Source organism: Nostoc sp. (assembly GCF_036917555.1).
Classification (GTDB): Bacteria; Cyanobacteriota; Cyanobacteriia; order Cyanobacteriales; family Nostocaceae; genus Nostoc.
Genome location: NZ_JBALDD010000023.1, coordinates 118,468 through 130,064, shown reverse-complemented (window position 1 = coordinate 130,064; position 11,597 = coordinate 118,468). Strand labels below are relative to the sequence as shown.

Genomic DNA, 11,597 nt, shown 5'->3' with positions numbered 1-11,597 from the left:
CTTTAAAACTTTACGTTTGTTGAATATGACTGTGTAAAACTACAAGAGTTTGTGCCAGTTGACTAAGGCGGGTTTCCAAAGATTGCTTGCGCCCTAACAGTTGACGTAACTTTTGGTAACGAGCGATCGCCATACTAACATTCGGAACCTGATCCGGTGGACATGGGCGTGACCAAACTTTACCAGTATCGTCTACACCACAGAGGCGATAGCCAGTAATAGATGATTGATAAGATACTTTTCCACCAGTGGCGCAAATTTCTTCTACGTAGTTCATTAAGCGGTCAACTTCTGCATGGCGAAGTGTCGCGGTTCCTCCCGATTCTGGTTCGGTGGGATTGGATTCTAACCAGCCATTGACAATTGGCCCTTCTAAGTAAATATCCTGGATTTGCTTCAAAATATTTTGCAATTCTATTTGCCAACCAGCGACAGTTTCCTGAATTTCTTGTAATAGATTCATCGCCAATGCTGGATTCGCACCGTGGCGATGGCTACTAAAGCTTGGAGTTTTCAACTTGGGTAGGCTGGGTGTTTTGCCACCATTTTCTTCTGCTTGAAAGGTCTGCACAGAGTCATGGTGAGGAAAGAAATTTTGTTCAGAAGAATAATCACTCTCAGTCTCTTTGCCCAATTCAACGAGTTTCTCATCCTGAGAGGATGGAATTTGTGTACTTTCTGTGGGTTCGTTGGCTCCGACGCTGATTCTAAAAGAGAAAGGCCGTTGTGTCGTCGAATCACCTGTTTCGGCAGTAGAGGCAGTGCCGCGATTCCCTAAATCGTGTAGAGTTGCTTCAATGCGTTTTAAACCTGGGTTCATAAAGATATCCTAAAGTTTGCTTTCCCCAGTGGTATTGAATAATTGAGAATGGGGTTGTTGGGATTTTTGGCTTTTGCCAGTTGTAGCATCAATGATGCTGGTGCTAATTTTATCCCTTAAAAGTTATTTGAAACCAAAAATCTCACCGATGAAGTAAAAAATTGTGGTGATAAATTGTAACCGTGGGTATGTGGAGGAGGCAGAGGGCAGGAGGCAGGAGGCAGGAGGTTAGAATTTATCTGTTGCTCTCAACCCCATCTAATTCCAATCTACGATTTTGTAGATTTTACTGGAGGACTTAAACCGCCGGCTCACTTGCGATAATAACCGCAAGAGGCAACGGCAATATTCCTTCTGCCTCCTGCCTCTCTTGTTAAAATACTCAGTAAAAAACTTTGGGTAAAATCATCTTAGTAACAGGGCCAGCACGATCTGGTAAAAGTGAATGGGCAGAAACTTTAGCCATACAGTCAGGAAAAGCAGTTGTTTATGTAGCAACAGCCACCGATAACCCTGATGACCAAGAGTGGCATCAACGCATTTTAGAACACCAACAACGTCGTCCCCAAGACTGGGTAACTTTATCTGTACCTGTGGAACTTTCTGCTACCCTTGCTGATGCCAAACCCTATACCTGTCTTTTAGTTGATTCTTTAGGAACTTGGGTTGCTAATCTCCTAGAACAGGACGAATCTAGCTGGAAAAATGCCCTTGCAGAGTTTTTGGAGACAGTGGAACTGGTTGCTGCTGATATGCTGTTTGTAGCAGAAGAGGTGGGTTGGGGTGTGATACCAGCTTATCCCCTGGGAAGGATGTTCCGCGATCGCCTTGGTTCTTTAGTACGCCAGCTAGCAACACTTAGCGAAACTGTTTATTTAGTGACTGGTGGCCATGTTCTCAATCTCAGCATCCTTGGTTCGCCATTGCCAAATAAAGGAGATGCTGGAACATTCAGAAGTCAAGATTCTTAACTCTTGATTCAAATTAATTCCAAATCTAAAATCTAAAATCTAGAATTGTCTTATGGCAACCAAACAAGAAGTTAAAAGATACCTTGCCTACTGGTTTCAGTTGGGTAAGAAAGTGATTACGGGCAACGGTGAGGCAATTTTGCCCCAAGACGCTCTCTACGAGACGCAGCGCGAACGTGGACTCGCTAACGCTCCGCTATCGGTGCTAAATGGCGATCGCTATAGTGAAGAATTTGAAGAGTGCTGGCAAAAAATTATTTCACCGGAATCGGGTGATTGTTACCTTGAGGGTACATACGAAACCATTGCTGAATTGTTGACACCAGCATGGGCTATGCTCCCTTGCAGCCGATGCAGTATGCCAATAGCCGCGCGAAACGTCGGGATGCCGGCGTTGGTATGTCCCTGCAATGATTTACCTAACTGGCCGAATACTGAATTGCCAGCACCGCGAGAGCCAATTAAAACTCAAGACCAACTCCAAATAATTCGCGATCGGCTTGTAAATAATATTACATAAACTACACCAATGCACCAACAGAAGTTACGAGAATCTCAAATTTTAATTAGCAACACAAGATGTAGCGACGAGCGAGGAGTTATGGGGCGATGCAGTGGGTACTTGAGCAACCAGAACCACGTTCCCATTGGCATCTAAAATCCACCCTTGGGCTTCTACAATTTGAGTAGGCTCATTGACAGAATTAATCTTCTGTGATTTATCTTCTGTGTATTCCTGCGCCTGAATAACCACTCTTTTCTGAATACCCTCAGCCCGATTCTGACTCTTTGGAGGTAGGGCGATCCAACCTACCACTACTGCATCATCAGCTATCAATGGCTCTGTGGGATTGGCTTGTATTCCTCCACGCCCAGTAGTAACAAATGAACTTCTTCCTATTTTTCCACCAGAACTACAACTAGCAGCAACTTGCTGCGAAGCATCAACCAGATTTACGGGTAGTTCCACTAATCCTTTACTGGGGTCAGCATCTGGTGAGTTGATTTGTACAGTGCCACTTAATGAAGGGTTTTGCTGAGAAAATGCAGTAATGTCACTTGTTGGTATGTTATTCGGGTTTATATCTTTTGGATCGAGCCTCTCCACCTCTGCACGAGTGCGTGAAACAAACCCAAAGGTATTCTTAGCGGTGATTGCGATTTTACCACCAGAACCAAAGTTGGCGTTGGCGGTAATATCGCTATTTCCGAAAGGAGTGGCGACGAGAAAGCCATTAGGTGTATTGATGGTGATGTTACCGCCAGTTTTATCACCTCCGGCATTAGTAGAGATTTGACTGTTGCGACGCATCAGTAATAAGTCCTGCACCTGTACCGCAATGTCACCGCCCTTACCTGACTCACTATCAGATGTGAGTTTTCCTTTATCCAGCAGGATGGAACGAGCACTTATATTGAGTTCGCCTGCTAGACCTAAATTGGGTACACCCCCTTGATAGTTAGCATTTTTTCGAGCTTCACTGCTCACAGTTATTGCCGCCCCATCTTTGATAACCAATCGCCCTGTAGTTAGGGTCAAGTTACCGCCATTTCCAGGCCCTTGAGTGCCAGCAAACAAGCTACTGAGCCTAGAACCATTTGCTGAGGTTCCCATTAATTCTACAGATTCAGAGGCGTTCACTGTCAAATCACCTCCATTTCCTGTAGCTGGTATAAATTGGTTAGAAAAACGTCCAAGTATACCCTCAGAACTTGTTGATATTGCTGCCCCTCCCTCGATACGTAACTTTCCAGTATTAATTATTATGCTGCCAGCATTTGGAGCGCCATAAGTTGCACTAAATAATCCACTAGATATTAAATCACTACCATCTAGCAAAGGAGAAATGGGGATGCCTGCGATTAGTTCTACGGAATCTGAGGCGTTTATGGTCAATTTCCCTGCCAATCCTGAACCAACATTGAACATTAAGACTTGCGCTCCATCTTTGACAATCAACTTTCTGGTAGTGATATTTATATCTCCAGAGTTTCCAGTGTCGAAAGTTCCAGTAGACAAGAATGCATTTATTCCAAGTTCTACAGACTCGGAAGCGTTCACTGTCAAATTTCCTCCTGGTTGCGCTCCCAAAGTAAGAGCCAAAATTTGTGAACCGTCAGTTACCAGTACACGCTGTCCTTGCAGGTGGATATTACCACCACCTTTGCCACTGGTATCTACATTAGATGGAATCTCACTTCGCTGGGTTAGTTCGATGTTCTGAAAATTTTGAACACCTTCATATCCGAATGCCCAACCTTGATTCGTTGAATTTAGACCAACCAAACTATTACCAGCAACACTTCCTAACTCAATTCTTCCCCTACTTGCCGTTAAATCTCCGCCCTCTAGCGTTATATCACCGCCTATAAGTGCTAAGGTTTTGCCTTGCTGCACTTGTAGACCAACACCTTGCCCAAAGATATTAATTGCATTATTTGGACTTGCTTGGGATTGATTGCGGATAGGTCGAGCAGTTGTTCCGAATTGTAAACCTATAGGAACACTTTCTTTGAGTAGAGGTTCAGTTTGAGGAGATATAGCACTAAACTTTGTACCATCAGCAAAGTTCAAACTACTTGCCGTGCTAGCCACAAATGAACCACCGATATTTAAAGAAGCATTGCGCCCAAAAACAATGCCGTTAGGATTAATCAGAAATACATTGGCTATGCCGTTAGCTTTGAGAATGCCATCTATATTAGAAACAGAATTGCCTGTCACCCGACTGATGATGTTCTGAATATTGATTGCATTGTTAAAATGGGCTGTCCTTCCCGCAGAGACAGAAAACTGTTCAAAGCTGTGGTACAAACTTGTTCCACGAACTGCTCCACCATCGATCTGGTCTGTAGGCTGACCATCGATTAGCTTTGGTGTAATGATTGAACTTTCAGATCCGAGCGTGGTATCTGTTTGAATTTGAGCTAAGGCAAAATTCTCAGCAAAAGTGAGTACTCCAGCAATCACTAAAGTACTCACTATTCCTAACTTCCAGTGGTAACTGCTTCGATTTTGAGACATGAAAAACTGGCGCTCAAAAAATCAGAGTTTATTAAAATACTGCTCTTTACTAATTAGTGATGTTAGTACGCTGATGTTATCTCTGTAACCTAACTACTACATAAATGCAAAGTTTAGTATTTTACATTCACTAGAATAAACTCTTTGCAGTCCTAAGATAAAATTATTTAGCAGTTACAGCCCCTTGGGTTGCCAGTTGATGGGCAAGGAATACACAATGCTTTTTTGACTAAGACAATTTCTGGTATTGAAGCTGTTGAAGTTTCTGCCAATAATGCATTGGGTTGCTGTTCATCAACTGTATCATTAGATTTGAGTTGATTGGGGTCGAGATTACACTGCCAATGAATTCTCAAGACTCTATATTCTAATAAGCCGTGCTTTTCAAGCACTGAGTGCAAGTCAGCGTTTTCTAGGCTTTCATTCATTTTCTGCTGAATCTCTTCTTGTAACTGCTGTAATATTTCAGGGTCTATGACTTGTTGAGAACTCATAAGTGTTTTCGTTCCTGACGGTATGTGTATAATTATTGCTTCAGTTTAGCTAGCGATGATTACGCTGAGTGTCATAAAAGTTCATGTTTTCCGACGGGATTTCCTTTGCAACTTATTTTGAGATAATACCAATTCAAATTATTTATTGTAGAGTGGGCATCACGTCTAGTAACTACAATCGGGCTTCCATTTACCAAAAACGACTCATGATACAAGCCCCTAAATTTATTTATGGAGAAGCAAAAAAATATATAACGAGTGGCATAGCGCAAGAAATACGAAGTCCGTTTACAGAGCAACTAAATTTATTTATGGGGATCAATAATGCAAGAATTTTGAATGCGTGAATTTTGAATTCGGAGCGTACCCCTTTGGGGATCTTGCTACGTGCAGCGTCTCGTAGAGAAGTGACGTGACCGCCTGTTTCCCCACTAATTCTTAATCCCCGTTGCAGCAATACCCTGAAGAAATTGACGCTGACCGATGAGAAATAATACCATCACTGGAACTGTCGCTATTGTCACTGCTGCCATCATCAAGGGCCAATTATTCGTAAATTGCTCCTGAAACTCAGCCAACGCTAGTTGTACTGTCCTTAATTCTGGTCTTGTTGTAAATACTAGAGGCTTAAACAAATCATTCCACTCACCAATGAAGGTGAACAAAAACAGCGTTAGCAAGGCCGGACGGGCTAAAGGTAACATCACCCGCCACAAAATTTGCAGTCGGTTCGCGCCATCTATCGCTGCTGCTTCCTCTAACTCTACAGGAATTGTCTGGAAATACTGACGTAATAAGAAAATCCCAAATCCGCTAACCGCAGTGGGTAGAATGAGCGCCCAGTATGTATTTATCAGGTGTCCCCACTTCAACACCAAAAAGATGGGAATTACCAATAACTGAAAGGGAATCACTAAAGTTGCTAAAACGAATAATAGCAGTGCTTGGCGTCCCCGAAACTTCAACCGTGCTAGGGCGTAACCAGCCAAAGCAGAAGTGACAATCTGAAACGCCGTCACAGCGATCGCTACCAAGGTAGAATTAGCAAACGCCAGCAAAAATTTACCCTGTTGCCACGCAACGCGGTAATTTGCTAAAGACCAGTTATTTTTGGACAAATTTTCTGGACTGGCGGCTGTCGGTACAAAGGAGGTGAGAAAGACCACAAATAGTGGTAGTAGAACGAGAAATGCCCCTAGCAGTAAGATTACTAGGCTCAAAAAATCACCAGATTTTACATTCGGGTTTGGTTTCGACATAACTTGAGCCGCAAAGCATTTATTTCGCTAGTACTAGAGCATTGCCCCCAGCAACAATTAATCTATAAACATAGTCTACTTGTTAAGTTAAATTAAACCACAGTAATTGTTACCCTCAGTTCATAGGGTAAATTCAATCCTGGTGTCAAATAATTCAAGTTTACAGGAGTAAACATAACCATGCAGCAGCTTGCAGACCAATTTAAAGAATTAGATTTCAAGAGCGAAACATACAAAGATGCTTATAGCCGGATTAATGCGATCGTGATTGAAGGGGAACAAGAAGCCCATGAAAATTACATCACATTAGCCGAACTGCTGCCAGAATCTCATGATGAATTGATTCGCCTATCCAAGATGGAAAGCCGTCATAAGAAAGGATTTGAAGCTTGTGGACGCAATTTGAATGTTACCCCAGATTTGCAATTTGCCAAGGAATTTTTCTCTGGACTACACCAGAATTTCCAAACAGCAGCAGCGTCCGGGAAGGTCGTCACTTGTCTGTTGATTCAGTCTTTGATTATCGAATGTTTTGCGATCGCAGCATATAACATTTACATCCCCGTCGCCGACGCTTTTGCCCGCAAAATCACGGAAGGAGTAGTAAAAGAAGAATACAGCCACCTCAACTTTGGAGAAGTTTGGTTGAAAGAGCATTTCACAGAATCCAAAGCTGAACTTGAACTTGCAAATCGCCAGAACCTACCCATCGTCTGGAAAATGCTTAACAAAGTAGAGGGTGATGCCCACACAATGGCAATGGAAAAAGATGCTTTGGTAGAAGACTTTATGATCCAATACGGTGAAGCATTAAGTAACATAGGTTTCACCACTCGTGATATCATGCGCTTGTCAGCCTACGGACTCATAGCCGCTTAAAAAAGTTAGGAGTGAGGAATGATCAGTGAGAAATTATAAGTCGAACGAACTCCTAACTCCTAACTCTACTAAATTCCACCCCCTCAAGACAGCATAAGCCTAATAATCACTACATGTTTGGTCTAATTGGACATCTGACTAGTTTAGAACACGCTCAATCGGTAGCTAAAGAATTGGGATACCCAGAATATGCCGATCAAGGGCTAGACTTTTGGTGCAGCGCCCCACCGCAAATTGTCGATACCATTATTGTCACCAGTGTAACTGGGCAAAAAATTGAAGGACGGTATGTAGAATCTTGCTTTTTGCCGGAGATGCTGGCCAGTAGGCGCATCAAAGCCGCAACGCGCAAAATCCTCAACGCGATGGCTCACGCACAAAAGCATGGCATTAACATTACAGCTTTAGGCGGATTTTCGTCGATTATTTTTGAAAACTTTAAGTTAGACCAGTTTAGCCAAGTCCGCAACATTAAACTAGAGTTTGAACGTTTCACCACAGGAAACACACATACTGCCTACATTATTTGTAAACAGGTGGAAGAAGCCTCAAAACAACTGGGAATCGATCTGTCAAAAGCGACTGTTGCAATATGTGGGGCAACTGGAGATATTGGTAGTGCAGTTACCCGCTGGCTAGATGCGAAAACAGATGTCAAAGAACTTTTGTTGATCGCCCGCGATCAAGAACGCCTCAAAGAACTGCAAGGCGAACTGGGGCGAGGAAAAATCATGGGTTTGACAGAAGCATTGCCTGAAGCTGACGTTGTAGTTTGGGTTGCTAGTATGCCCAGAGGCGTGGAAATTGACCCCACCACTTTGAAACAACCCTGTTTATTGATTGATGGTGGCTATCCTAAAAACTTAGCAACAAAAGTTCAGCATCCTGGTGTATATGTGTTAAATGGTGGAATTGTAGAGCATTCCCTGGATATTGACTGGAAAATTATGAAAATCGTCAATATGGACGTGCCAGCCCGCCAGTTGTTTGCTTGTTTTGCCGAATCAATGCTGCTGGAATTTGAGAAGTTATACACGAACTTTTCGTGGGGACGGAATCAGATTACCGTAGACAAAATGGAGCAGATTGGTAAGGTATCTGTGAAGCATGGATTTAGACCGCTGCTGGTTTAGTCATTAGTCATTGGTCATTAGTCATTTGTTATTTGCAAAGGACAAAGGACAAAAGACAAAGAAAGGACAAAGAACAAAGGATAGATAATTTATAACTCGTACTTATAACCCCTACGATGGCAACTACCGAGCGTAAACCGCTACTGTTAGATTTTGAAAAGCCCCTAGCAGAACTTGCAACCCGAATCGATCAAATTCGGCAACTTGCAGAAGAAAATGGCGTCGATGTTTCTGGTCAAATTCGTCAACTAGAAGCACGCGCCATGCAACTACGTGAGGAAATTTTTACTAGTCTATCCCCGTCCCAGCGATTGCAAGTCGCTCGTCATCCGCGTCGCCCCAGTACTCTCGATTACATTCAGGCAATTAGTGATGAATGGATGGAATTGCATGGCGATCGCTGTGGTGGTGACGATCCAGCTTTAGTTGGTGGTGTTGGTCGTCTGAGTGGGCAACCTGTGGTGATGTTGGGTCATCAAAAAGGACGCGATACTAAAGACAATATTGCCCGTAACTTTGGAATGCCTTACCCTGGCGGCTATCGCAAAGCCATGCGGTTGATGGAACACGCCAACAAGTTTAGTATGCCAATACTAACCTTTATCGACACGCCAGGAGCTTGGTCTGGGGTAGAAGCAGAACACCAAGGTCAAGGAGAAGCGATCGCTTACAACTTACGGGAAATGTTTTGCTTAGATGTGCCAATTATCTGCACAGTCATTGGTGAAGGTGGTTCCGGTGGCGCCCTTGGTATTGGTGTAGGCGATCGCCTACTCATGTTTGAACACTCCGTTTACACCGTCGCCACTCCCGAAGCCTGCGCCGCCATTTTGTGGAAAGATGCTGGTAAGGCTCCCCAAGCCGCCGTGGCGCTAAAAATTATTTCCCATGACCTGAAAAAGTTGGGAATTATCGACCAAATACTGCCTGAACCCACTGGTGGCGCTCATTCCGACCCCTTAAAAGCCGCTACCACTCTCAAGCAAGTGCTGATGGAAAATTTAGACGAACTCAATCGTTTAACCGCTCCAGAACGCCGCCAACTGCGCTATGAAAAATTCCGCAAAATTGGTGTTTTTACAGAAGTTGCCCACTAACAGCACCGCATAATGATTGATTAGCAAAGCAGCGATGCTATAATTGCCTATGTGCTTAAAGATTTTTAACAATCTAGCCATAGGCATTTGCATATTTGGCAAATCTACTCAATTTGATTGAGTGGGTTTTGTATTATGTAAATAATCTAATTTGAATGTACGGCGTGGTTTTCCAGGCAACAATTTCTTGTATTTACTGCTCCCACAATATGGGGACTGTTGTGCTGCATCATAGCATTTGCTTAATGAAAATCATCAGATTTTTAGATTACTTTAATCTATCCAAACCGAGAAGTGTGAATAATGGGATGGTAATAGGCTTTGGGAACTGCCAAAAAATTGGGAGACACCATGAATGTTGAGCAAAAACGACAACGACGTGCCCTGATTACAGGGGCAAGTAGTGGAATTGGGAAAGCAACGGCTTTAGCCTTTGCGAAAGCGGGAATAGATGTCGCCTTAGTCAGCCGTTCTTTGAATAAGTTGGAGGCGGTAAGACAAGCTCTACAGCATACTGGGGTGGAAGCGAAAGCTTACGCTGTAGATTTAGCGCGGATCTTGGAAGTTAAAGAAAAGATCCGAGCGATCGCTCTTGACTTTGGTGATATAGACATTCTGGTAAACAATGCTGGCATCGCCTATACAGGTACTTTGAGCGAAATCCCCCTAGAGGGCTGGCAGCAGGTAATTGACTTGAATCTCACCAGCGTGTTTCAGTGCATTGTGGGGATTTTACCTTCAATGCGCGATCGAGGCACAGGCACAATTATCAACGTCGCCTCAATTGCCGCCAAGCAACCCTTTCCCGGTTGGGGAGCATACAGCGTCAGTAAAGCTGGTTTGATAGCCCTCTCTCAAACCCTGGCACAAGAAGAACGCACTCACGGCATTCGTGTCACAGCTATCTGTCCCGGTGCAGTCAATACCGAACTTTGGGATACAGAAACAGTCCATGTCAACTTAGACCGTTCCAAAATGTTAACCCCGGAAATTGTGGCTGAATCAATTCTCTACACAGTTCTGTTACCACAACAAGCAGTTATTGATGAATTGACCCTGATGCCCAGTGCTGGCGCACTCTAATTGCGAAGTTAGAAGTTAGAAGTTAGAAGTTATGAGTTAGGAGTGATAAATTTATAACTCCTAACTCATAACTTTTAACTCATAACTAAATTAAAACCATAACCAAGACTGAATCATGACTATTGCTAGTTCCAACGGTTCCAATTGCTCTCAATCGCCTCTGATTCCCGACTTGGCAGAAGCCATAACTCCTAGACCCGATCGCAATACTAATAACGGGCGACAAGTGGATGTGTCCCCGCCAACAGAGGAACAGCTGGAGGAAATGAAGGACGCCGTGCGGACACTAATATTGGGAGTTGGCGAAGACCCCGAACGCGAAGGACTCCTGAAAACACCCAAGCGAGTGGCTGAAGCAATGCGGTTTCTTACCAGTGGTTACAACCAATCTCTTGAAGAACTCGTTAACGATGCCATTTTTGATGAAGGGCATAGCGAGATGGTACTAGTTAGAGATATTAATTTCTTTAGTCTGTGCGAACACCACATGCTGCCATTTATGGGTAGAGCGCACGTTGCTTATATTCCCAACCAAAAAGTTGTCGGACTGAGTAAGCTGGCCCGGATTGTTGAGATGTATTCCCGTCGCTTGCAAGTACAAGAGAGACTTACCCGCCAAATTGCTGAAGCAATCCAGACGGTTCTTGAACCTCAAGGCGTTGCTGTAGTGATGGAAGCTAGCCACATGTGCATGGTAATGCGTGGCGTTCAGAAACCAGGTTCTTGGACTGTCACTAGTGCAATGGTTGGTGTATTTCAAGACGAACACAAAACCCGCGAAGAATTTTTTAACTTGATTCGCCACCAAGCAGCGTTCTTTTAAGTGCTGAGTTAGG

The 11,597-nt window shown here is 43.6% G+C and carries 11 protein-coding genes; 7 read left to right on the top strand and 4 right to left on the bottom strand.

The window, feature by feature from the left end; genetic code table 11:
• Window positions 1-10: 10 nt before the first annotated feature.
• Window positions 11-820 carry a hypothetical protein gene (locus V7K60_RS09130; RefSeq protein WP_334924801.1) on the bottom strand — a complete coding sequence of 270 codons (810 nt, stop codon included), beginning with the start codon at window positions 818-820 and terminating at the stop codon, window positions 11-13.
• A gap of 395 nt (window positions 821-1,215) precedes the next feature.
• On the opposite strand from V7K60_RS09130, the gene cobU reads away from it, so the two are divergent.
• Together cobU and V7K60_RS09120 are read left to right on the top strand one after the other, a co-directional pair.
• Window positions 1,216-1,791 carry a bifunctional adenosylcobinamide kinase/adenosylcobinamide-phosphate guanylyltransferase gene (gene cobU / locus V7K60_RS09125; RefSeq protein WP_334924799.1) on the top strand — a complete coding sequence of 192 codons (576 nt, stop codon included), beginning with the start codon at window positions 1,216-1,218 and terminating at the stop codon, window positions 1,789-1,791.
• Window positions 1,792-1,843: 52 nt separating this feature from the next.
• Window positions 1,844-2,311: a hypothetical protein gene (locus V7K60_RS09120; protein WP_334924797.1), complete on the top strand. Its 468-nt coding sequence runs from the start codon at window positions 1,844-1,846 to the stop codon at window positions 2,309-2,311.
• A gap of 42 nt (window positions 2,312-2,353) precedes the next feature.
• Here the strand turns inward: V7K60_RS09120 and V7K60_RS09115 are convergent, their stop codons facing one another.
• The 3 genes from V7K60_RS09115 to V7K60_RS09105 all read right to left on the bottom strand — a co-directional run bounded on the left by V7K60_RS09115 (window position 2,354) and on the right by V7K60_RS09105 (window position 6,569).
• On the bottom strand, window positions 2,354-4,816 hold the full coding sequence (locus tag V7K60_RS09115) for a two-partner secretion domain-containing protein (protein WP_334924795.1): 2,463 nt from the start codon (window positions 4,814-4,816) through the stop codon (window positions 2,354-2,356).
• 167 nt (window positions 4,817-4,983) lie between these two features.
• Window positions 4,984-5,310, bottom strand: coding sequence for a hypothetical protein (locus V7K60_RS09110; protein ID WP_334924794.1), 327 nt, complete (start codon window positions 5,308-5,310; stop codon window positions 4,984-4,986).
• A gap of 431 nt (window positions 5,311-5,741) precedes the next feature.
• Window positions 5,742-6,569, bottom strand: a complete 828-nt coding sequence (locus tag V7K60_RS09105; RefSeq protein WP_334924792.1) for a carbohydrate ABC transporter permease — start codon at window positions 6,567-6,569, stop codon at window positions 5,742-5,744.
• 180 nt (window positions 6,570-6,749) lie between these two features.
• Between V7K60_RS09105 and V7K60_RS09100 the strand changes: the two genes are divergently transcribed.
• The 5 genes from V7K60_RS09100 to folE all read left to right on the top strand — a co-directional run bounded on the left by V7K60_RS09100 (window position 6,750) and on the right by folE (window position 11,584).
• Window positions 6,750-7,448: an aldehyde oxygenase (deformylating) gene (locus V7K60_RS09100; protein ID WP_334924790.1), complete on the top strand. Its 699-nt coding sequence runs from the start codon at window positions 6,750-6,752 to the stop codon at window positions 7,446-7,448.
• Window positions 7,449-7,561: 113 nt separating this feature from the next.
• Window positions 7,562-8,581, top strand: coding sequence for a long-chain acyl-[acyl-carrier-protein] reductase (locus V7K60_RS09095; protein ID WP_334818000.1), 1,020 nt, complete (start codon window positions 7,562-7,564; stop codon window positions 8,579-8,581).
• A gap of 116 nt (window positions 8,582-8,697) precedes the next feature.
• The gene (locus V7K60_RS09090; RefSeq protein ID WP_094349744.1) at window positions 8,698-9,678 is read left to right on the top strand and encodes an acetyl-CoA carboxylase carboxyltransferase subunit alpha; all 981 of its coding nucleotides are present in this window, start codon (window positions 8,698-8,700) and stop codon (window positions 9,676-9,678) included.
• 351 nt (window positions 9,679-10,029) lie between these two features.
• Window positions 10,030-10,761, top strand: coding sequence for an SDR family oxidoreductase (locus V7K60_RS09085; RefSeq protein WP_334925512.1), 732 nt, complete (start codon window positions 10,030-10,032; stop codon window positions 10,759-10,761).
• A 115-nt stretch (window positions 10,762-10,876) separates the two neighbouring features.
• Window positions 10,877-11,584 (top strand): GTP cyclohydrolase I FolE, encoded by a 708-nt coding sequence (gene folE, locus V7K60_RS09080; protein ID WP_334924788.1) that lies wholly within the window; start codon window positions 10,877-10,879, stop codon window positions 11,582-11,584.
• The last annotated feature ends 13 nt before the right edge of the window (window positions 11,585-11,597 follow it).